The 22,818-nt window shown below is 57.7% G+C and carries 17 protein-coding genes; 4 read left to right on the top strand and 13 right to left on the bottom strand.

All coding sequences use genetic code 11. The features are described from left to right. Positions 1-57 precede the first annotated feature (57 nt). Positions 58-2,322 (bottom strand): ATP-dependent DNA helicase, encoded by a 2,265-nt coding sequence (locus tag JQF37_RS02200; protein ID WP_130204235.1) that lies wholly within the window; start codon positions 2,320-2,322, stop codon positions 58-60. After that, positions 2,319-3,986, bottom strand: coding sequence for a VRR-NUC domain-containing protein (locus JQF37_RS02195; RefSeq protein ID WP_130204234.1), 1,668 nt, complete (start codon positions 3,984-3,986; stop codon positions 2,319-2,321). The genes JQF37_RS02200 and JQF37_RS02195 overlap by 4 nt, the downstream gene beginning before the upstream one ends. A gap of 194 nt (positions 3,987-4,180) precedes the next feature. Here JQF37_RS02195 and JQF37_RS02190 point away from each other — a divergent pair, with 194 nt between their 5' ends. Together JQF37_RS02190 and JQF37_RS02185 are read left to right on the top strand one after the other, a co-directional pair. Beyond that, entirely contained in the window at positions 4,181-4,405 is a 225-nt protein-coding gene (locus JQF37_RS02190; RefSeq protein WP_047528837.1) for a YgdI/YgdR family lipoprotein, read from the top strand. Positions 4,406-4,544: 139 nt separating this feature from the next. Continuing rightward, positions 4,545-5,204 carry an MliC family protein gene (locus tag JQF37_RS02185; RefSeq protein ID WP_130204233.1) on the top strand — a complete coding sequence of 220 codons (660 nt, stop codon included), beginning with the start codon at positions 4,545-4,547 and terminating at the stop codon, positions 5,202-5,204. A gap of 118 nt (positions 5,205-5,322) precedes the next feature. Here JQF37_RS02185 and JQF37_RS02180 read toward each other — a convergent pair whose 3' ends face one another. The 7 genes from JQF37_RS02180 to JQF37_RS02150 form a co-directional block, all read right to left on the bottom strand. Further along, on the bottom strand, positions 5,323-6,387 hold the full coding sequence (locus JQF37_RS02180; protein ID WP_204149525.1) for a hypothetical protein: 1,065 nt from the start codon (positions 6,385-6,387) through the stop codon (positions 5,323-5,325). Continuing rightward, positions 6,309-7,337 carry an IS30 family transposase gene (locus tag JQF37_RS02175; RefSeq protein WP_019818564.1) on the bottom strand — a complete coding sequence of 343 codons (1,029 nt, stop codon included), beginning with the start codon at positions 7,335-7,337 and terminating at the stop codon, positions 6,309-6,311. The genes JQF37_RS02180 and JQF37_RS02175 overlap by 79 nt, the downstream gene beginning before the upstream one ends. Positions 7,338-7,374: 37 nt before the next feature. Continuing rightward, complete coding sequence (locus JQF37_RS02170) at positions 7,375-9,315, bottom strand: ATP-binding protein (protein WP_204149524.1); 1,941 nt, start codon at positions 9,313-9,315, stop codon at positions 7,375-7,377. Positions 9,316-9,542: 227 nt separating this feature from the next. Beyond that, positions 9,543-10,628 carry a polyamine ABC transporter substrate-binding protein gene (locus JQF37_RS02165; RefSeq protein ID WP_130211478.1) on the bottom strand — a complete coding sequence of 362 codons (1,086 nt, stop codon included), beginning with the start codon at positions 10,626-10,628 and terminating at the stop codon, positions 9,543-9,545. A 69-nt stretch (positions 10,629-10,697) separates the two neighbouring features. After that, positions 10,698-11,042 carry a cupin domain-containing protein gene (locus JQF37_RS02160; protein WP_130211479.1) on the bottom strand — a complete coding sequence of 115 codons (345 nt, stop codon included), beginning with the start codon at positions 11,040-11,042 and terminating at the stop codon, positions 10,698-10,700. Between the two features lie 43 nt (positions 11,043-11,085). Then, complete coding sequence (locus JQF37_RS02155; RefSeq protein ID WP_130211480.1) at positions 11,086-12,492, bottom strand: FAD-dependent oxidoreductase; 1,407 nt, start codon at positions 12,490-12,492, stop codon at positions 11,086-11,088. A 50-nt stretch (positions 12,493-12,542) separates the two neighbouring features. Further along, positions 12,543-13,358 carry a helix-turn-helix domain-containing protein gene (locus JQF37_RS02150; RefSeq protein WP_130211481.1) on the bottom strand — a complete coding sequence of 272 codons (816 nt, stop codon included), beginning with the start codon at positions 13,356-13,358 and terminating at the stop codon, positions 12,543-12,545. A 263-nt stretch (positions 13,359-13,621) separates the two neighbouring features. On the opposite strand from JQF37_RS02150, the gene JQF37_RS02145 reads away from it, so the two are divergent. Continuing rightward, positions 13,622-13,894: a DUF1652 domain-containing protein gene (locus JQF37_RS02145; RefSeq protein WP_047538622.1), complete on the top strand. Its 273-nt coding sequence runs from the start codon at positions 13,622-13,624 to the stop codon at positions 13,892-13,894. A 53-nt stretch (positions 13,895-13,947) separates the two neighbouring features. On the opposite strand, the gene JQF37_RS02140 is transcribed toward JQF37_RS02145, so the two are convergent. Next, positions 13,948-16,422 carry a UvrD-helicase domain-containing protein gene (locus JQF37_RS02140; RefSeq protein WP_130211482.1) on the bottom strand — a complete coding sequence of 825 codons (2,475 nt, stop codon included), beginning with the start codon at positions 16,420-16,422 and terminating at the stop codon, positions 13,948-13,950. A gap of 277 nt (positions 16,423-16,699) precedes the next feature. Here JQF37_RS02140 and JQF37_RS02135 point away from each other — a divergent pair, with 277 nt between their 5' ends. After that, entirely contained in the window at positions 16,700-17,395 is a 696-nt protein-coding gene (locus tag JQF37_RS02135; protein WP_130211483.1) for a pirin family protein, read from the top strand. 104 nt (positions 17,396-17,499) lie between these two features. Here JQF37_RS02135 and pgm read toward each other — a convergent pair whose 3' ends face one another. The 3 genes from pgm to JQF37_RS02120 all read right to left on the bottom strand — a co-directional run bounded on the left by pgm (position 17,500) and on the right by JQF37_RS02120 (position 22,180). Further along, on the bottom strand, positions 17,500-19,146 hold the full coding sequence (pgm, locus tag JQF37_RS02130) for a phosphoglucomutase (alpha-D-glucose-1,6-bisphosphate-dependent) (RefSeq protein WP_130211484.1): 1,647 nt from the start codon (positions 19,144-19,146) through the stop codon (positions 17,500-17,502). Positions 19,147-19,257: 111 nt separating this feature from the next. Next, a complete protein-coding gene (locus tag JQF37_RS02125) occupies positions 19,258-20,658 on the bottom strand; it encodes a PLP-dependent aminotransferase family protein (RefSeq protein WP_130211485.1) in 1,401 nt (466 codons plus the stop codon). A 37-nt stretch (positions 20,659-20,695) separates the two neighbouring features. After that, a complete protein-coding gene (locus JQF37_RS02120) occupies positions 20,696-22,180 on the bottom strand; it encodes a hypothetical protein (RefSeq protein WP_130211486.1) in 1,485 nt (494 codons plus the stop codon). Positions 22,181-22,818 lie beyond the last annotated feature (638 nt).

Below are 22,818 nucleotides of genomic sequence, written 5' to 3'. Positions count from 1 at the left end.
GTTTAACAGGAGTATGCGGCAAACCGGGCATTTGGTGAGGCGAAAAAAGCCGGACCGTCAGAGCGCGGGGGCAATCGACCACCAACGCGGCAGCAGTTGCTTGACCTTGCTCTCGGCAAACCGGTCATCGATCAACATCACCACACCTTGATCCTGTTGCGTGCGAATCACCCGCCCGGCGGCCTGTACCACTTTCTGCACGCCGGGAAAGAGGTAGGTGTAGTCGTAGCCGGCGCCGAAAATCGCCGCCATGCGCCGCTTCAACTGTTCGTTGACCGGGTTGAGCTGGGCCAGGCCCAGGGTGGCGATGAACGCGCCGATCAGTCGCGCACCGGGCAAGTCGATGCCTTCGCCAAACGTCCCGCCCAGCACCGCAAAACCAATGCCCTCGCCGCCTTCGGTGAATTGATCGAGAAACTGCTGACGCTGTTCTTCCGCCATCGCGCGAGACTGCGTCCACAGCGTGATCTGCGGGTGCCGCTCGGCCAGCAACTGCGCCACTTGCTGCAAATAATCGAAACTGCTGAAGAACGCCAGGTAGTTGCCGGGGCGCTGGGTGAACTGCTTGGCGATCAGCTCGACTATCGGCGCCAGCGAGGCTTCCCGATGGACGAATCGGGTGGAGATCCGGTCGACGATGTGCACTTGCAACTGGTCGGCATGAAATGGCGATTCGACGTCGATGCACACGGTGTTGGCCGGTGTGCCCAATAGATCGGCGTAATAGTGGCGAGGGCTGAGGGTCGCGGAAAACAGTACGGTGCTGCGTGCGGCGGTCAGGCGTGGCCCGATGAAACCGGCAGGCACCACGTTGCGCAGGCACAGTTGCGAAAGGCATCGTTTGCGGTCGAGGTCGCGCTTGCTGATGTCGAACAGAAACTGTTCATCGAAGCGTTCGGCCACGCGGCAGAACTGCAGCATCTCGAAGTAGAAACTCTGTAACGCACTGTCCAGCCCTTGCGGGTGATCGTTCAGGTAATCACCGATGCCTGCAGTGCAGGAAGACAGCGCCTGGAGCAATTTTTCCGGGGGCTTGTCATAGGCCTGGTAGGCACCTGATTGCAGGTTATGCAGGGCATTCCATTCACGGTTGACCCGTTGCAGCGGCTTTTTCAGCGCTTCGGGCGCGGTTTTTCGTACGCCGTTGAGGGTCGATTGATCGAGGCTGGCGCTATACATCTGACGGCCACGCTCCACCAGATTGTGCGCTTCGTCCACCAGCACCGCGACAGTCCAGTGGTTGGCCTGGGCCAGACCGAACAGCAAGGCACTGAAATCGAAGTAATAGTTGTAGTCCGCAACCACCACGTCCGCCCAGCGGGCCATTTCCTGGCTCAGGTAATACGGGCAGACCGTGTGTTCCAACGCAACCTGACGCAAGGCGCCCTGATTCAGCAGGTTGAGCCCGCTGGCGGCCTGGCGTGCCGCCGGCAAACGGTCATAGAAGCCCTGGGCCAACGGGCAGGACTCACCGTGGCAGGCCTTGTCCGGGTGTTCGCAGGTCTTGTCCCGGGCGACCATTTCCAGCACCCGCAAGGGTGGCGCGTCGGCGCTGTCGAGGATCACCTGGGCGGCGTCCAGAGCCAGTTTGCGTCCCGGCGTTTTCGCCGTCAGGAAAAACACCTTGTCCAGTTGTTGGGGCGCCAGGGCCTTGAGCATCGGAAACAGCGTGCCGACGGTCTTGCCAATCCCCGTCGGTGCCTGGGCCATCAGGCAGCGGCCCGTACTGACCGCCTTGAACACCGACTCGGCCAGATGACGCTGGCCCGGTCGAAAACCGGCATGGGGGAACGCCAGCTGCTGCGCCGCCCGATTGCGCGCCTCGCGATGGGTCATTTCCTGAACGGCCCAGTGCAGGAACCGTTCGCAATGTTCCTCGAAGAACTGCTTCAGCTGTGCGGCGCTGAACGCTTCGAGCAGACAGGTTTCCTTTTCGCTGACGATGTCGAAGTACACCAGCGCAAGGTTGATCTGCTCAAGATCGAGCTTGCAGCACATCAACCAGCCGTAGACTTTCGCCTGGGCCCAGTGCAGTTGGCGGTGGTTGGCGGGTTGCTTGCTCAAGTCGCCACGGTAGGTTTTGACTTCTTCCAGGCAGTTTTGCCCGGGATCGTAGCCATCTGCCCTGCCCTTGACGGTCAGGTTCTGATAGTGCCCTTCGAGCGCGACTTCACTCTGATAACCCTCGGTGCGCCGGGATGCCACGGTGCGATGACCGACGATGCCTTCCAGCGCGGTCGGCGACGGCGTGAAGCGCAGGTCGAGGTCACCGACCTTGGCGGTGAACTCACACAGCGCCCGCACCGCAATGCTATAGCTCAAGCGTCTTGCTCCGCCCATTGCACGTAGCACACGGCAATCGGCATCTGGTGCTCATGGCAGAACTCCAGCCAGCGCAGCTGGTTATCCTGCAGGCGATCGCCGGGGCCTTTGACTTCGATCATGCGGTAGGTCTTCTGCTGCGGCCAGAACTGGATCAGGTCCGGCATGCCGGCGCGATTGGCCTTGATGTCCAGCAGCAAGCGGTTGAACCAGTGCTTGAGGTGCTCGGCCGGCAGGCAGTCGAGGGCCTGCTCCAGCAGCTCCTCGCTGAGCACGCCCCAGAACACGAAGGGCGACTGCACGCCCCACTTTTGCGCGTAGCGTTCACCAATGGTCTGCCGGTATCGCCCGTCATCGAGTTCGGCCAGGCATGCCTGGAACAGGTCGGCACGTCGACTGTGGAAATCCTCGCTCAGCAGATCCACCGGGCCGCGCTGGAACGGGTGGAAAAACGCCCCAGGCAACGGCGCGAAAATCGCTGGCCAGCACAACAGGCCGAACAGCGAGTTGATCAAGCTGTTTTCAACGTAATGGACCGGCGCCGCCTCTTCGGACAAGTGCGCCTGGACGTGGTACTCCACCGACAAGGCCGGGTTGACCCTGGGCAATTGCAGGTCCAGGCGCACCATTTCCCGAGGGGATGCACGCTTCGTCGCCGGCCCGCCGAGTTTGCGCCGCAGCCTGGGCAGTACGCGGAGCAATTGTTGCTGTTCGGCAGCGCTTTGCGGTGATTGCCCGGCCTGGGTCGCGAGCTCCAGCGCCAGTTCATACTCCTCGCAGCGCTCCAGTACGCGAATCAGCCGCAGGCGTGCACCGGGATAGGCGCACTGGCGGTACAGGGCCAACGCGGTGGCAAAGTCGGCAATGCGCTCGCAGTGTTGACCGATCTGGAACAGCAGCTTGTCTCGACGTCTTTGCAGCCAGGGATTGCTCAGTGTCAGGCCGTTGATCCGCTCGACGACCTCCGCCAGCGCCTCACCGGCCTCGAACTGCTGCTGTTGCTCATACAGGAACAGGCAGGCGTCCACGTCCTCACGGCTGCGCAAACCGCGGGAGTCGGCGCTGAACTCGACTTTTTCGTAGGTAAAGATGCCCAGATCGGCGAGCACGAATTCGGACCAGTCCTGGTAAAGATTGCCGAAAAACATCAAGCGCAGTCGATCGCACAGGCCCATGATGGTCAGACTGTAGAGGCAATCGTCCAGTGTCGGGCACCAGTCGCGGAAGCTTTGCGTTTCTGGATACCGCTCGCTCAGCGCCGGCAACCAGTCGGCTTTTTTGCCCTTGGGTTGATCGATGGCGCTGCCCAGGCATTGCACGATCTCGGCCTTGAGCAAGACCTCGAACAGCGTCTCGAGCGTCAACGGCGCCCGTGAATCGATCCAGCCCAGCGCCAGTAACGGGCCGGCGGCGCTGGCGATGTCGCCGATCTCGACGTAATGCAGCTTGCCGGCCCTGAAGTGAATGCCCTTGCGCATGACCATTCTGACCAGCAGGCCCCGGGACTCACGCGGCAGGCCATTGAATTCACGAATGAAGCGCTGCTCCTCGAGGCTCAGTACATCGGCATAGCGATGCTCAAGCCAATCAAGCACTTGCATGAAGTTATTGAGGTAATAGAACGGGTCGTCGAGAGGGTTTGCAATCACAGGAAAAAGGGCCATGGCAAGCGAGTACTGGTTATGCGTACAGATACCAGTTACCCCCTGCCCGATGCAAACGAAAAGGGATAAAAGGCGGCACTGCCAGGTAATTTTCAGCGGATGTCGAACTTTCTGCCTTTGCGCGGCACCAACCGCGTTAGAGCTGCGGTCGTTTGCGGCCATGGCAGCGTTTTTTTGAAGTATGAGAGGTGGATATGAACATCAAGACTTTCGGCCTGCCCCTGGCAATCGCGGCCTTTCTGGCACTGGCCGGCTGCTCGACGCCAACGGTAGTGACGTTGCAGAACGGCACACAGTATCTGACCAAGGACATGCCTAAAACCAAGACCAAGGACGGCTTCTTCGAGTTCGAGGACATTTCCGGAGCCAAGGTCAGAGTCAACGCCAATGACGTGTCCACGATCCGCCGGGAAGACTGAGTAGCGAGTTATAGTTGATCACGTTCCCTGCTGATCCCCCCTTGGTGTGGCAGGTTTCGATACCTGCCTTACACTGCGATACACCCAGTGCGAGCGAATGTTTGCGCAGGCATGACGTCATGATTCAGGTGAAGCCGGAATGAAAACGCTCACACCCCTTTTGGCCTCTCTCCTCGCCGCCGGCGCGTGCGCGGCAACGAGCCTGTGCGCCGGTGCCGCCACTTCTTCACGAGAGTTCAAGACCAGCTTCGATTGCGCCACGACCAGAGTAGCCATCGAAAAGCGGATCTGCCGCGACCCGCAGCTGGCGCAAATGGACATCGAACTGCAGCGCCTCTATCTACTGGTGCTGACGGATGACCACGCCGTACCGCCACGAAACAAGGTCGAAATCGACCAGCAGTTCTGGCTCGACGCCCGTAATCAGTGCGCCACGGATCGCGAGCCCAAGGCATGCACGGTCCGAAGTTATGCCGAGCGCGCCTATCAACTGCGCCAGGGCTCCGCCATTGCCAGGACCAAAGACCCCAGCCGCCTGACTGAAGGCCCCGTGACGTTTCGTTGCGCGGGATTGAACGCGTTGGTCGCGGCCACCTTCTTTACGGTCAACCCGGCTGTCGCGTACCTGAAGTGGGCGAACACCTCCGTTACCCTGAACCAGCAGCCGAGCACTATCGGCACCCGATACGGCGGCAAGGATTTCAGGGGCAGCTACAGCTTCTGGTACGACGGCGACGACGCCTTGTTGCAGATGCCGGGCTCGGCGGAAATGAGTTGCAAGGCCGAGCCGGTTGGCTGATGACACACCGGGACGTCCTGTCCCGATGGTCTGAACCGCTTAGCTTCCGGTGCGAATCTTGTTCCACACGCGGGTTCATGCACGATCAACATAACAATGAAATTTAATCTCGGTTGCGTTATGAATTCCTAAGCCTTTTCCAGCGCGGATTGTTAGCCATGACTTCATTGTCAATATAACCGATCAATTCTTCATAGAGCTCACGTGCTTTTTGCGGCGTCAGATCAGCATCAATCGACCGTGCCACGACCCAATCGCAGAGCTCGTCGAACCCATCAAGTCCGACTTTTGGACCGAAGGTAAATGGAAGAACGATTGAGCGTTCTCTTGAAATGAATGGGAAAAGAGCGCCAATGTATCGCAACTCTTCCGGACTCCTGATAGCTAATGCCTCGAATTTTTTAATCATCGGTATAGAATAGCGTATTGAACTATTCCTGTCGGTGAGCGCATACGCGAGGGCTGCTTCCGTAAAGAAATTGACAGATTCATTCACAAACCGAATAACAAGCTTACACTCATCTTCATAATCAATCTGTACAACACCACGATTATCACGCCAAGCATCAACCAGTAGCCTAACAGACGGATGATTAATTTTGATGTGAGGCACCGTGAGAGAATCCTCTTCGATTGAAGTTACGTAACGTACAGTGCCATCCATCTCTCCATCATGATCCTCTTGAAAAAATATAGTGAACTGATGCTTTTCAAGAACCGATTCAATAGTTAGTCGAGTACCTATCAAAGCTGATTGTTTCCACAAATTTTTTAGCGGACCGGGACACTCTAAATTATAATTCTTCAAGAACGCAGACGCATTGATTCTGCTAGCCGCGGTAGTAGGTGGCTCAACCTCCAACAAGCTTAAAATAGATCTCAATATATTACTTTGCACCTGCTTTCTTGCATCGCTACGCACATCATCCCTGTTGATGGTCAAGGCCTTTTGCGCATCCTCACCATAAATATCCGCTGTAATTACGACATAGTTATAATACTGCCTAAACTGCTTTAGCCTCTGCCCTCTAAAATTTATTGTCGCCCCCTTTGACTCTCCGGAGTTGAAATCCGCGGCGGTTGCAGAAGCTGAGTGCAACACGGTTATTGATTTGAAGCTGGAGCATGATGCCGCATAGCCATGGCTTCCTGCATCACCTCGCCCATGACTTCGATCGGGCACTTGAAATCGAAGCGTTTACGGGGGCGCATATTCAGCTCCAAGGCGATGGCATTCAATTGCTCTTGACTGTGTACCGACAAGTCAGTCCCCTTGGGCAGGTACTGGCGGATCAGGCCGTTGATGTTTTCGTTGCTACCGCGCTGCCAGGGGCTGTGCGGGTCGCAGAAGTAAATAGCGACCCCTGTCTGCTGGGTGATTTCAGCATGCCGCGCCATCTCCCGGCCCTGGTCGTAGGTCATGCTCTTGCGCATCGCCAGCGGCATGCTGTTGAGCGCTGCACTGAAGCCCTCCATCGCCGAGGTCGCCGTTGCGTCGTTCATCTTCATCAGCATCAGGTAGCCACTGGTGCGCTCCACCAACGTGCCTACCGACGAGGCGTTGGCCTTACCCTTGATCAGGTCGCCCTCCCAATGCCCCGGCATCAGCCGGTCTTCGATCTCTGGCGGGCGAACATGAATGCTGACCATCTCAGGGATCTGGCCGCGCCGATCCACGCCACCAGAGCGCGGCCGGCGCGTCGTCTTGCCTTGGCGCAGGCAGACGATCAGCTCCTTGCGCAACTCGCCGACCGGCAAGGCATAGATCGCGTTATAGATCGTCTCACGACAGACGTAGGCATCTCTGAGGTTGGGTATGGTCATGCTGCGCAGCTTGCCGGCAATCTGCTCGGGAGACAAACGCTTACGCAGCATGTGGGCCACCAGTTCGAAGCGCTCGCTGCCCGGCACAAGCTTGCGCTTGGGGCGACAAACCTGGCGCCGAATGTTCATCTGTTGCTGGGCGCAGCGGGCCGAGTAAGCACCACTACTGCCTCGATTGCGCTTCAGCTCTCGGCTGATGGTCGAGGGCGACCTGTCAATCAGGCGAGCAATGCCGCGCAGGCTGAAGCCTTGAGCTTGACTGAGTTGAATGATGGCGCGCTCTTCGACGCTGAGTTCGGAATAGGACATAGGGGCAGCACCGTACCGGAAAGGTCAGGTGTTGCACTCAGTTTTCGCGGCCGCCCGCCGTAATAAACATATTGCTATTTTTGTCAAAATAAGCGTATTTCTTTCTGACCTCATCAAAAGTTAGCGCTTCACCATCAACACAAATATTTACTGAAATCAACGTATTCCGAGTAACTTTTAATAAGTGCTCTGCGGCCTTATAAGCTTCCAGTGGAAACTCTGTGTGACGAACAGGATCGAAATCGTCAATGGCTGTTCTCATATTGCGATCGAGTTGCGCGTGCGTAGGCAAAGGATCCATTATGAGTTCAAGTGTTAACGTGGATCCGACCCCTCTGCCAATATTGGGAGGCAATAGTTTCACCTGTGAAAGGCCTAGCTCTTCTCGTATTGGAGAAGTCATACGAATCTCAAGGTGCTCCGATGTAAATGCACTTTTTGTGTTGAAGTGAATCTCCGGGGCCAGCAAAAATGCGCTTTGCAAACCGATCCCGAAAGCGCCTGAAGGTCGCATCCATTCCGGCATACTGGCGATCAGGTTGCGCTTTTCATGGTTTTTGTGGGAACCACCGACCTTTAACATATAGCTTAAGTCTTGACGCGATATGCCAATTCCATGGTCTTGGATCTTCAACGACCAACATATTTTTCCATTTCTATCGAGATGACTAGAACGACTCAAATTGACATTTATTTTATAAATTTCGAGGATTTTTTGTATTTCCGGCGCTTGAGGATTACTCCAATCCTTTATGGGTTCGGCTCCCAAGTGCTCGCTACCAGGACCATGAAACAACCAAATTCGAATAAAACTTGCATCAATAGAGTTTTGAATTAGCTCTCTTAGGCAGTCGTACTTATCGGAATAGAGCCCTGCGCCCTGAAACAACTCAAGTGCCTTCAAGGGCTCAATACCAAACTGCGGCCTTACTCCCGGTTCAAGAACAATGTTCGGACCATCCAGTTCAACTGTCAGCGCCCCCAAAGTTGGAAGCAAGCCGAATTCCCGCTCCGGAACAATATCGTTCCAATGCGACATTTGTTTTTGCACCTCGTCCTCGAGCCAGCGAAACCATTTGTCTGTTTCAACATAGCCTTCCGGTGTAGCACAAACGGCAGAAACTTCGATTCTGTCCCGGTCCAGACGGAAATGCCTTATCGAAGCGTGTTTATGAACATGTGCATGACTCGACGGCGGCAAAACGCCCGCCACACGCTGCATCACCGGACAGAATCGGTTGTCATCAAGATCCAACAAATCGCCCAGCCGTAATAGACAAGCAACAAAGCGGGGATGACAATCTTCATTGCCCATTCCCGCTTCACAAAAGCTGAGCTGACTCATGACGTCACTGAATGAACAACCGTGCAACTTGCATACGCTACCTAATATTCTAAACAGGCGTTTGGGCAGCAGTACATTGCGAGGCGAGCTTATCCCGGCCTCACACCAGGGATCGTCGACTATCTTTTCCGCTCGCTTGGCATGACTTTGGCGGTACCATCCAGCCATTAGCTGCCGAAATTTTTCGATTGCGTCCTGTGGGTGTTCGGCAGCGGAGAAGCAACTTGGTACGGAACCTTTTCCAAAGCCTTTTGCAAAACTTTGAAGTTCATGACCAGTGCTTTCGGACACGCTACGGACATAGGATTTGAAGGCTTCGCTTTCAATATCTTTGATGATATCTTCCGAGCTGACCAACATTCCGATGTCATGCCAATACGCACTCTCTAGTATCAGCCAGGTGTCGGTTGCCGTGAGCTTTTCAACAGAATCGCCAAGTAAACGCTCAATATTTACCAGAATCTGCCGTGAGTGTGAGGCATCATGGCGGCTGTAATGAGGGAAGATCATCCCTACATTTTGCAACGCTTTGGGAATCAGTTCCTGATCAAAGGTCCATTGCGCTTTCAGTAACTCGATATGGCTATGGGATTTAGCTTTTTCTTCCAGGTGTTTGATAAGGCGAGCGGCCATTTCCTGATCATGTCCTTATGGAGGCATTTGGGGAGTCCAAAATTGCCGAGAGCATACCGAAGGCGATCAATGCCCAACAAGGAGAAAGATGGCACTACGCCTTATCTTATTCGAATGTCACCTTGCGATTATCTACTCCGTGGGAAGCCGAACGGGAACCAGTGGAAATTGCCTGGTTTGATGTATCCCCGCTCGTCACCGTTTTGTGTATGCCGTTACTCCGTACCTTAACTACCGGTGCGAATCTTGTTCCACACGCGGGTGCGAATCCGGTCGATGTCCAGCGGCATGGCTTCCAGGGCGAACAATTTGCCCATCATTTCCGGGCTCGGATAGACCTTGGTGTCGTTCTTGATGGCCGGGTCGATCAGGCTGTCGGCCTGTTCGTTGCCATTGGCGTAATGCACGTAGTTACTGATATCGGCCATGACGTCCGGGCGCAGCAGGTAGTTCATGAAGGCGTACCCGGCCTTTTCGTCCGGGGCGTCGACGGGCATGGCCACCATATCGAACCAGATCGCGGCGCCTTCCCTGGGAATCGAATAACCGATGTCGATACCGTTCCTGGCTTCCCTGGCGCGGTTTTCCGCTTGCAGGATGTCGCCGGAGAAGCCGACGGCCACGCAGATGTCGCCGTTGGCCAGGTCACTGGTGTATTTGGACGAGTGGAAATAGCTGACATACGGCCGGACTTTCATCAGCAACGCTTCAGCCTTCTTGTAGTCTTCCGGTTTTTTACTGTGAGGCGGCAGGCCCAAGTAGTTCAGGGCAGCGGGCAGCAATTCCGGGCCGTTATCGAGAATGGCCACGCCACACTTCTGCAGTTTTTGCATGTTCTCGGGCTTGAAGATCAGGTCCCAGGAGTCCACCGGTGCGTTGTCGCCCAGCACTGCTTTGACTTTGGCAATGTTGTAGCCGATCCCGGTACTGCCCCACAGATACGGAAAGCCATGCTCGTTACCGGGATCGTTGGTCTGCAAGGCCTTGAGCAGCACCGGATTGAGGTTTTTCCAGTTCGGCAACTGGCTCTTGTCGAGTTTTTTCAGCGCCTTGCCTTCAATTTGCCGCGCCATGAAGTGGTTGGACGGAAACACCACGTCGTAACCGGATTTACCGGTCATCAACTTGCCATCGAGGGTTTCATTGCTGTCGTAGACGTCGTAAGTGAAGGCGATGCCGGTGTCTTTCTGGAAGTTTTTGGTGGTGTCCGGTGCGATGTAGTCCGACCAGTTGTAGATCTTGACGGTGTCGGCGGCCTGACTGATTGAAGCGACGAGCATCAGCGGAGCAAGAGTCAGTGTCTTTCGGATCATGAGTCGATTCCTGTAGAGGCTGTTTTTGTTTGGCAGGCAATCAAGGGATCAGCGTTCAACTTTCTATTTTCAAAAAATCAATACATAGGTCTTGCGCACGGTTTCCTGGATATCCCAGATACCGAGGGTGTTGGCTGGCAACATCAGTGCGTCGCCGGCTTCTATGTGCAGGGTTTCGCCGCCGTCGTCCGGGGTGAAGGTGCAGCGCCCCTGGATGAAGTGACAGAACTCCTGGGCGACGATCTGCCGCCGCCAGCGACCGGGCGTGCACTCCCACACCCCGGTTTCGACGCCGTCGTCGCGTTCGACGCTGGTGGTCGATGCGACCGCTACGGGCAGGCCCAGCGGCACGGCGACCGGGTTCGACTCTTGCAGTGCCAGGGTTGCTGTGTTCTTGAATTGCGTGATGCTCATGGGAGTACCTGTCGGTGAAGCCTATGGATGAGGAGCGCGTCGGTCAGTGCATGAAACCTTCCATGAACCCCGCGACCCTGCCGGCAAGCTTGCGCCGCCAGGGCGCGGTGGCCGGGTTGGCCAGGGTCTGGTCTTCGTGGACGAAGCTGCGGATGATCGCGTTGTAGCCGAGCCAGCGGCAGGGTTCGGGCTCCCAGGCCCTGAGCGCATCGAGCCCGCGCCGGGGGATGACCCATGGCTGGTGAACCAGCTCGGTGTCGCGCTGCAGGATCAGGTCGGCGAGGGTTCGCCCGCCCAGGTTGCTGGCGCCCACGCCCTCCCCGCCATAACCGCCGGACAAGGCGATGCCACTGGCGTGGTCGCAGAGCATGTGCGGCTTGAAGCGCCGCGACATGCCCAGATTGCCGCCCCAGCCATGGGTGATCTGCACGTTCTTGAGCTGCGGGAACAACTCGCCGAACAGATAGCGGCGCAGCTCGATTTCGCTGCGGGTCAGGTTGAAGTCATGGCGCAGCTTGCCGGCAAACTGGTAGCCGCCGCGCGCGCCGAAGATCAAACGGTTGTCAGCCGTGCGCTGGCCATAAGTGACCTGACGGCTGCTTTCGCTGAACGCCTGGCCGTTGCTCAGGCCAATTTCATCCCAGGTAGCCGCGGATAAAGGCTCGGTCGCGACGATCAGGCTCTGTACCGGCAATTGGTAACGCCCGAGCGGTGGCAGCGTGACCGAATAACCTTCCACCGCCGGCACCACCCAGCGGCTGCGAACCGAGGCTTGCGCGGTGCGCAGGCTACCCGCCTGCCAGTGGGTGACCGGGCTGTTTTCGTAGATCCTGACGCCCATGCGCTCGACCGTGCGCGCCAGACCACGGACCAGTTTGGCCGGGTGCAGGGTCGCGACGTGAGGTGCGTAGATCCCGCCATAGGGCTTGGCGATGCGAATTTGCTGCGCCAACTGCTCCGGGTTGAGCCAGCGGTAATCGTTTTCGTTGAGGCCCTGCTTGTATAGCGAGTCCAGATACTGGCGAAGGCTTGTTTCCTGTTCGGGGTAACGGGCGGCACAGTACAGCACCCCGCCTTTGCGGTAATCGCAGGCGATGCCTTCGCGCTCGAGGACGATTTCCACTTCATCGGGAATGTTGTGCAGCAGGTCATAGGACGCCCGGCGCTGCACGGGCGACAAATCGGCGAGTAGCCGGTCTTCCCCCAGCAGATTGCCCATCAGCCAGCCGCCATTTCGTCCCGAAGCGCCAAAACCGGCGGTTTGCGCCTCGATGATGGCAATCTTTAGCGCCGGTGCCTGAAGTTTCAGGTAGTACGCCGTCCAGAGCCCGGTGTAGCCCGCGCCGATAATGGCCACGTCGACATCCAGATCCTCGGCCAGCGCCGGACGAGCCAACAGTGGCTCGTCGAGTTGGTCCATCCACAAACTGATAGTGCGCCACGCCGGCATGCAGGACTCCGCCACTCAAACTTCGATGGCGGTGATCCTAGTGCGTGGGCTCAGAGACTGTCTTGCGCGCGTGCACGCAAAGAAATTTGTTTGGCGTAGGCCTTGGGCGACTGCCCGGTGTGCTGGCGGAAACAGCTGTAGAACGCCGACAGCGAATTGAACCCGGCGGCAAAGGCCAGTTCGTCGATACGCAGCGGCGGTGTGGCGCTGTCCAGTGCGGCGAGCAGGTGTCGCAGGCGCGCCTGGTTGACGTAGCGATAGAAGCTCTGGCCCAGCACCTGATTGAGCAGATAGGAGATTTGATTACGGCTGTAGCCGCACTCCTTCGCTACCCGCTGCAGATCGAGCTCTGGATCGAGGTAAGGCTGCTGGCGTTGGAAATATTGCTGCAAGTCCTCGGCCATGAAGCTCAACTGACGGGGCGACAATCCGAGCCGACTCACCGCCGGACGCTGGTTGTTGGCGGCCTTGCTGGAGGGCTGTTCATGCACCAGTGACGCATACTCGTTGACCCGCCAGATCAGCCCGTCCTTGACCGTGATCGCCTCGCTGGCGCGGAACGACACCAGGCCGTCCCCGCCGCGCAGGGTAATGCGGTACTGAATGAATGCGGTGTTGCCATCAAGGCGGATACGGTCGGAATGCTCGAGCGCCTCATCCGGATCCCTTGGCATGCTGCTGCGCACGTATTCACGCAATTCGGCCAGGCCCATCACCCGATTCTGGAAAAAATCGCTGTACAGGACGTCCGGGTGATACAGCGCCATGACCCCATCCAGGTCCCGGTGTTTCCAGCGCAAGTGGTAGCGCATGACCGTTTCGCCCGTGGCCTGGGTTTGCTGCGGGCCATCATCCTCGACGTGCATAAGGGTCTCGAAGAAAAGAGCCGACTTTGCCGAACTTCTGCCGCCGCTTCAATGGTCAACCGCTGGCAACCTTTTATCGGAAAATTCGCCGACTCGTGCGCTGGATCAAAAAAGCGCGAGGCAATCGCCAAACGGACTGAAAAAAAAACATGATTTTCACATCCGGGTGCTACTTTTAAAGTCTGTCACCGGTTGAACCAATGAAGGTTCTTCCCTCCTACCATGAGCTAATGGAAGCGCTCGATGAAGAAGGCGGGCAACATATGAATAAAGGGTTCAGCAAGGTTACGTTTCCAAACGCCTGTCAGCTGATGCGCTGGCATTTTCATCCCATGGGTTTCGAGGCGAGCATGGACGCCCCGGGCAGCATGATTGCCCGTCTGTTCGATCGCGCCACTGGCGAGACCATGATCGCCATTGCCGGTATTCCTTGTGCAACGGTCATGAATGCAGCCGATGTAGAGCGAATAATCGAAGCCGTGGAGGATGAGCTTGAAACGTTCATTCCCCCGGTGGCCCTCAGGAGTTATGCCTGAAGGTCGAAAAACCGCAAAAGCCCACTTTCGTGGGCTTGTTGTTGGGAGGGATTTCAAGTCGCAGAACTTGCAGCCCGATGATCGGCAAAAAACGCCTTGCCCTTGCCGATGCGATCGGACGCCTTGGGCATATTCACCGCCTGGGTATCCTGGGCATCGACGTACCAGTAGCAATGACTGACAGCCCGGGTAATGCCGACATATGCCAGCCGCAGGATTTCGTCTTTCTGCGCGTTGTCATAGGGCTCGCTGTCGCCGGCCTTACCCAGGCCCGCCATGCGGTAGACCTGATTCTTGTAAGGTGAGCTGGTCAAGTGCTGACAGTCGCCGAGCAGGAATACGGCATCAGCCTGCAAGCCCTTGGCGCTGTGGTAAGTCAGTTGCTTGAGGCGCCGTGCTTCATGCGGCAAGCTAGAATCAACGTTAACTACGGACTGAATATGCTGTTCTATCAATGACTTATCGCTACTTTTTCGATAAAGCATCAAGATTGAATCACCCTTGCGGTAGTGCTCCATCAGACACGCCGCCATGGCCTGGTCATCACGATCGAGCACCTTGACGGGCCACAAGTCCTTGGGCTCGCCGCTGGCCCTGGCCTTCTTGCCGGGGATCGCTGGCGCGGCGCGGACGATGTGTTCGGCGGCGTCGATGATGTGTTGGTGGCTGCGATAGTTGTCGCTGAGCATGACCCTGGTAGTGCCTGGCGACGAGAATTCCTTGTTGAACTCCATGAAATAGCTCGGCGAACTGCCGCGCCAACCGTAGATCGACTGCCAGTCGTCCCCCACGCAGAGCAAGGACGAGCGCTGCGCTCCGCGCCCCACATGCATGGCCGGCCCACGACTGCGTATCTCGGCCAGGCTGGCGCGAATCCAGGAGACAATTTGCGGCGATACGTCCTGAAATTCATCGATCATCAAATGTGACAAGGGTCGCAGCAGCTCATCGCTGAGCAGTTTCAGGTTTTCCGGGGAATGTTCGCTGAACAAGGCAAACATTCGGTTGTAGGTCATGATCGGCGGTTTCTGGTCGAGCAAATGGTCTTCCAGCGCACGCCAGTACAGGCTCAATGCCTCGAAGAAAAACCGGTCCGGGTCGTCCTTGGCAAAGCTCATCTGGCTGACTGCGTTCGGCACATCCAGGCCGAGGTTCTCGATAAACCCGGCGGCGGCGACAAAAGCGTCCAGCAACGGCGCGGAAGCGAGCTCACCCTTGACCTTGTAATCAAAGCCCGGCCCGGCACTGGCGTCGCCGGCCAACGAGGCCAGCACACGCCTGGATGATTCGTAACTATCTAGCCAAATCAATGGCTTACGACAGAAAGCTTGAAACAGGGTGCGCTTTACTGCCCATTCCGCGCGAACCGTCAATTTGGCGTTCGGACGGCTGACCTGGGGGTTTTCCCCAGGATCGAAGCCCAACATCACCCACGCATCCAGGGACGGAATGTAGCCATGGCAATGGAATGTCGAGCCGTTGATATCGAAGGTCTGGCGATTCGGCTCAATGCCTTTGATCGGCCAGGCGCGCGCCCTGAACCACAAGTCTTCCACCGTGTCGCACAGTTCTTCGTCACGCTTGGCGGCCAGTTCGGTCACCGCCATGCGTTTTTGCACATCAGGGTGATCACGCTCCAGCTCCTTGAGCTGCAGGGCGTGGCGCGACAGGGGCTTGATCAATTCGCGAAAACGCTCATCGCGCGTATGCAAGGCGTGAAAACAGACGTTCAGTTGCTGGCGCTGGGCATCATTGATGCGCAGGTCAAATGGATTGCTGTCAGCGTCCTCCTCGCCGTTCTGTGCACGATGACTGAGGTTCTCAAAGGCTTGCAGGCGTTCGAAGCCGGGCAAGCTGCGGACCATCGGCAGGATCCGCGAGTGGAAAGTGCGCACCAGGTCGCGAGCGTCCTTGAGACTGAGGGTATGCCCCCAGAGCGCGAACAGCTCGATCAACTTGTTGATGAAGTCCTTGCGTGATTCTCGGGTGAAGGTCACCACGGTCATCGAACTCAGCTCGAAGCCCAGATAATGGCTCAGCAGCACGATCCGCAGCACCAGGGTCGTCGACTTGCCCGCGCCAGCGCCGGCGATCACCGAAGTGGTTGGTGTGTCGCTGAAGATCATCTTCCACTGGGCCGCGCTGGGCTGGGCATGAGGCGCAAGCAGTCGCGCGACATCGGCCTTCATGCGCTTCTTCACCTCGGCGTTCAGCGGCAAACGCCAATCGTCGAACAGGTGATCGTCGATAGCGGGGGGACGATGCTCGGTCGAACGCGAATCGCGAATCAGCAGGACCTGTCGCCCCTCTTCCAACCCTTCGAGCTTGCCTTCCTTGTAGCCGTAATCCACTCCCGCCATGTGCCCGCTGCGGAAGCCGTCAGCCTGACCGTGCAGCCAGGATGCTCGGTGTTGCGCGCGCAACCGCGTCAAGCCGTGACCAAAGAATCGGGCGGCCAGGCGCTTGAGCAGCGGCATCTCGGCCAGAGGACGAAGTTCAGGCGGAAGATCGGGGGTGTGTTGCGGCACGCGGACGGACTCCAGGGTGTGAGGCTGTTGAGGGCTATGGTGTCTGCATTTGCCGTCGAGTTCTAGTGAATTGCTTATGACTCATTAGCTTATGCGATGAACTGAAGGTGGGATGAGAATGTTTTGAGTGGCGAACCATCAGCCATTTCGATTGTTATGCGGCATTTTTTACGCTTTTTATCGATTATTACCTGAAGGATGATGCCCGTCATCAACCACCGGTCTCGCTTCATGGCCCAGGCCTGCCGCCCCATGACGAACCTTTCAGGAGACGATCATGCTTGAACTCAGACCTTTCAACTCGCTCGGTGGCGCTCACCACGGCTGGTTGGATGCCCATCACCATTTTTCGTTCGCCGAGTACCACGACCCCAAACGCATGAACTGGGGCAACCTGCGGGTCTGGAACGACGACGTAATCGCCCCAGGCACCGGTTTCCCGCAACACCCGCATCGCGACATGGAAATCATCACCTATGTCCGTGAAGGGGCCATTACCCACCAGGACAACCTTGGCAACAAGGGCCGCACTGAAGCCGGTGACGTACAGGTCATGAGCGCCGGCACCGGGATTGCCCACAGCGAGTACAACCTGGAGGCGACGCCCACCAAGATCTTCCAGATCTGGATCATTCCCAACGAATCCGGCCTGGCGCCGTCCTGGGGCGCCAAGCCGTTCCCTAAAGGCCAGCGTGAAGGTTTCGTGACCCTGGCCAGCGGCAAGGCTGGCGACGATCAAAGCTTGCGCATCCGTGCCGATGCACGGCTGGTGGCGGCCAACCTCAAGGCCGGCGAAACCGCTGAATATCACCTGGAGAACGGCCGTCGCGCCTACCTGGTGCCAGCCACAGGGATCATTGAAATCAATGGCTTGCGTGCACAAGCTCGAGACGGTGTTGCGGTCGCGCAAGAATCCGTATTGCGGGTGACGGCCATCGAGGACAGCGAGATCGTGTTGGTGGATCTGGGCTAACCCGGTAAACGCCGGGCAAAAAAAGGGACAACCGTGATGGTTGCCCCTTTTTTGTCTATTTCGGTGTGGCGAGGGGGCTTGCCCCCTCACCACAGGCCCCTCAATCACTTCGCGGAGATGGCGCCATCCACCAACGTTTGAGCTTCGGCCACCAATTGCTTGAGGTGTTCGTCGCTGACAAAGCTTTCCGCGTAGATCTTGTAGATGTCTTCCGTGCCCGACGGACGCGCCGCGAACCAGCCGTTCTCGGTCATGACTTTCAGGCCGCCGATGGCCTGGTCGTTCCCCGGAGCGTGGCTGAGGATGCTCTGGATCGCCTCGCCCGCCAGTTCGGTGGAAGTCACCTGCGCCGGCGACAGCTTGCTCAACAGGGCTTTCTGTTCCGGGTTGGCCTTGGCATCGACCCGCACCGAGAACGGCTCGCCCAGTTCATCGGTCAAGGCACGGTAGGCCTGGCTTGGATCGCGACCAGTGCGAGCGGTCATTTCTGCGGCCAACAGGGCCGGGATCAGGCCATCCTTGTCGGTGCACCAGACACTACCGTCCTTGCGCAGGAACGAGGCACCGGCGCTTTCTTCGCCGCCAAAGCCCAGGGATCCGTCGAACAGGCCATCGGCAAACCATTTGAAACCAACCGGCACTTCGTAAAGGCGACGGCCCAGGCGCTTGGCCACGCGATCGATCAAGCCACTGCTGACCACGGTTTTACCCACGGCGGCATCGGCACGCCATAGCGGGCGGTTCTGGAACAGGTAGTCGATCGAGACCGCGAGGTAATTGTTCGGCGCCAGCAGGCCGCCGGACGGCGTGACGATGCCATGGCGGTCGTGATCCGGATCGCACGCGAAGGCCACGTCGAAGCGTTCTTTCAGGCCGATCAGGCCCTGCATCGCGTAGCTGGACGATGGGTCCATGCGAATCTGGCCGTCCCAGTCGACGGTCATGAAGCGGAAGGTCGAATCGACCTGTTTGTTCACCACCTCCAGGTCCAGGCGGTAGTGTTCGGCAATCGCCGACCAGTAGCGCACCCCTGCTCCACCCAGTGGATCGACACCCAGACGCAGCTTGGCGTCGCGAATGGCATCGAAGTCGATCACGTTGATCAGATCGGCGACATAGGTATTGAGGTAGTCATGGCGATGGGTGGTGCTGGCCTTCAGTGCCTGTTCGTAACTGATGCGCTTGACGCCGGCCAGCTTGTTGGCCAGCAGCTCGTTGGCCTTGGCTTCGATCCACTTGGTGATGTGGGTATCGGCCGGGCCGCCATTGGTCGGGTTGTATTTGTAGCCACCGCTTTGCGGTGGGTTGTGGGACGGCGTGATGACGATACCGTCCGCGAGCCCCGAAGTACGGCCACGGTTGTAGCAGAGAATCGCGTGGGAAATCGCCGGGGTCGGTGTGTATTCGTCGCCTTCGGCGATCATTACCGTCACGCCATTGGCGGCGAGCACTTCAAGGGCACTGGCACCGGCCGGGGTGGAGAGCGCGTGGGTGTCGATGCCGACAAACAGCGGGCCATTGATGCCCTGGGCTTCGCGATACAGGCAGATCGCCTGGCTGATCGCCAGGACGTGCCATTCGTTGAAACTCAGGTCGAACGAGCTGCCCCGGTGCCCGGACGTGCCGAAGGCGACGCGCTGGGTGGAGATCGAGGCGTCAGGCTGGCCCGTGTAATAAGCCGTTACCAGTCGCGGGATATCGACCAACAGTTCTGCCGGTGCCGGTTTACCCGCAAAAGGACTGAGTGTCATGCAAAACCTCTGGAATAGAGTGGTTCAGGGATAGGAGCGCAGTTTACTGGCAGTTTGACCATAGTGCGATGGGATCGATCCATCAGTGTGGCTGATGTTTTACCGCCCTGCTCACTCGATTGCTTCCAGACGCAAAGCGTCCCCCAGCAAGCCCAGCGCATCCGCCAGGTCCTGTTCGCCACCAAAGGTGTGGCTCAAACGCAGATGTTGTGCGTGCAGCCCCTGGAGGCTGAACAGCTCTCCTGGTGCAATCACCACCTGGTGCTTGAGCAGGCGTTGAAAAACCCGGCGCACATCGACCCGGCGCGACGAGTTCACCCAAATGGTTGCGCCACCGTGCGGCTCGACGAACTGCAACGCATCGCCCATCCGCTCCTGCAGCAGCTGGGTCATCTGCGTCTTGCTGTCCTTCAGCCGCCGCCGCAGTACCTGCAGATGCTGATCCACGCGTCCATTGCCGTACAGACGGGCAATGGCTTTCTGGCGGATCGGCGAAAGACGGAAGGCGCGTAACAGAAAATGCCGCTGCAACTCGTCTCTCAGATGGCGCGAAAGCAGATAACCGTAGGGCGCTTCGGGGCCGATGATTTTTTCGAAGGTGGAAAACACGATCAATCGCTCGACAGGCAGCAGGTCGCGAAAACGCAGACCCTCCGGTTCGAAACCCAGTTCACCGTAGCAATCGTTTTCCAGGACCTGGCAGTCATACCGCTCCAGCAGTTGCGCGATGGCTTGTCGGTTGTGATCCGGGGCCCGGCTGCCTCGGGGCATGTTCAGGCCGGAGGACACCATGACCAACCGCACCGATTCGGTTTCGAGCAGGTCCTTCAGACGCTGGATATCCAGCTCGCCGTCAGCCAGGACCGGCCATTCGATCACCCGCACGCACGCCTCCTGAAGCAAGCGCAACAGCGCCCAGTCGCACGGCGACTCGACCACAACCGTGGCGTCCCTGAGGCACAACACGGTGATCAGGATTTCCAGCACGCCCCGAAGATCGGCGCCGATGTAAACATCATCGGCATGCCAGCACCTCACCGGCGAAGAGGTGTAGCGCGCAGCCAGGGCGGTGCGCAATTCCAGTTCGCCACAGGGTTGTGACGACGGTTGCGGCTGGCGTGGATATTGGCGCAGCAGCTCTCTTTCCAACAGCAACAACGGGCTGTCCAGTGACTGTAGCGATGCGGGCTCGTCGGCGCTCAGGTTCAGCGTGCCAGGGCGTCGCGCATTGCTGTAGACCATTTCCAGCAAGTCGTCGCCACTGTAGAGCGTGCTGATGGACGGCACCGGCATTGCGTAATAACCGGACTTGGCCAACGAGTAGACGCGCCCTTCCTTCTCCAGCAGCGAGTAGGCGTACTGAATGGTCGAGATCGATACGTTCAGGCGCTGGGCCAGTTGGCGCAACGATGGCAGGCGAACGCGCGCATCAGTGGCATGCTCGCTGATCAGGCTGGTCAGATAGCGGTACACCGCCTGATACGCAAAATCCGTTTCCCGCGGCCCTTTCATGGGAGATGGCCGATAACGAGGCGTCTGAAGCTCACTTTCACCGACCCGCCGACCATTCACTCGTCACGGGGGCGGCGTTTTCGCTGCCCTCAATGTTCGACGGCGTGTCGGCACCTGCCGGTTCGCCCGCCCAGCCCTCATGGGCGGAGACCGATTTCATGTGGTACAGCTTGCCGATCAGACTGACCGGCAAGCCGCTGACATCAACCATCCATTGCATGACCTGCTCGGCGACCGGTTGCCCCTGCATGGCCCGGTGCAGGTCGGGCATGGCCACGAGCATGCCGGGGTGGCACTGACGCAGGAAGCGCTCAAGGTTTGCGCCATTGTCGACGAAAGGCGCAAACAGCAGACACACCAGTTGTGCCTCGCTCAACCCAAGATTGCGCTGAATCTCGGCCGTCGTACGTACGCGTTGCTCAGCCAGCGTCGCGGGGTTGCCGAAAGCTTCCACCGCCTGCTCGCACAGGCGCTCCGGCAGTTGTTTGCGGCGCATCATCACCAAGGTGCGCTGCAGGTATCGGGCGACGCCCTCCTCATAGGTTTGCCCCTGCATGAAGCAGGCTTGCAGGCCTCGAACGTGTGCCAGGACATCAAGACTCACGTACTCGTTGTCGCTGAGCTGAGTCGACAACTCGTCCGCCTGGAAACCGAGAAACTCGGTCAACAATGGCCAACGGTCTTCCAGATTATCGACCAGGATGTCGTGAATATTGATGAACGCGGTACGCCGACAGGTTTCAAACTGATCGGCCGGACGCCAGGGTGCCTGGCCATGCTCGCCATATAACGCGCGGAAGCAGTCGCCCCCCAATTCGTCCAGCAAAGCGAACAGGCCGTCGTAACCCGGCTGGACATGGTTCAATGGCTCGAGTCCGGCTTTCGCGATGGCACGTCTCAACCCTTCGATAAATTGCTTCTGTTGGCGCAGCGTGTCGCCGCTGACCAAAGCATCGACGCCATGATTCCAGCGGGCTATTTGCCCATAGAACTCGCCGGTGGCCAGATAGCCGTCATCCCATAGATCAAGCGGCTGATCCCATACACGACGATGGCCAATCATCAACTGGTTCATTCGGTGGGACTCGCGCCCGGCCCTGGACGTCGGTGCCACGTGATCGAACGGCAGGACTTCCCTGTTATCGACCATCAACACTTCGACCCGTGGATCGTCAAAGACGAACAACGCGCTGCACGCACGATGAATGTTTTCCAGCGCCGTCGTGCTGGTGCTGTTCAAGCGCAAGGTCGCCACTCGCAGCTGGAATGTCGCCGGGGACCGGGTGGCGATCGTCAATTGCGCGGCGCGCAGCATCGCCAGGGTGTAACAACTGTCACGGGAACCGGACTGGATCGCCAGCACCTTGAAGTCCGCTATTTGATCCATACCGCCAGCCGCCACTGCCAGGCGCTGGATCAACAACTGCAACGCAGTTCGTTCGGCACGGGAAAAAAAACCCAGCAAGCGTTGCAACACTTGTTGATAGACATAGTTCATCGCTTGATCATGGATGCTGGTCATTTTTATTTACCTGATGCTCATAAATTCGATATCGCGCGCAATAACTGCACGCACAACGCAAGGAATTGTCTGGAGATGATTTAGTTACGGAACATGATTGCCAAATGTTAACACTTAAGTTTTCTGGCCAAGATTTGAACGGGCTGGACGTTACCAGCGTGTTGAATACCGTCTGCGCTGAGGAAACGCCCGGCTGGCAAGGTTTCTTGCGTTTGCGCTCGACGTCCTAGGAAGTTTCCGACAGAGCCCCACAGACGCGTAATACAAAAAATAAAGAAAGAAGTTGCCGGTGATTGTTCGATAACGGCGTAACACCCCACTCTTTTTTGGATATGTATTAGTGCTGCATAGCGAAAAGTATCGATCTGATACCTGACCATGACTCATTCCTTGAGATGAAAGTAATCATTCAATTATCAGGGCTTAGATGCTGATTAGAAGCTACAGATCGAGAGCAAAAACCAGTTCAGTTGCTGAACCGGCCCGTCGGCAGGCCGATGGGGTGTCTCATGGCACAAGGTGCCGACAGTAAAAAGTCCGTGCTGGCACGGACTTTTTTTTGGTTCTTCACGGAATCCCGGGAAACACAGAAACAAGAACGCCGATTTGATTGATGATGTTCGTGCGAGCAAACACAT

Origin of the sequence: Pseudomonas sp. MIL9, from assembly GCF_016887925.1 — a bacterium.
In the GTDB taxonomy this organism is placed as follows: Bacteria; Pseudomonadota; Gammaproteobacteria; order Pseudomonadales; family Pseudomonadaceae; genus Aquipseudomonas; species Aquipseudomonas mohnii.
The sequence above is the reverse complement of the archived record's forward strand: the minus strand, read 5'-3'. Positions and strand labels throughout refer to the sequence as shown.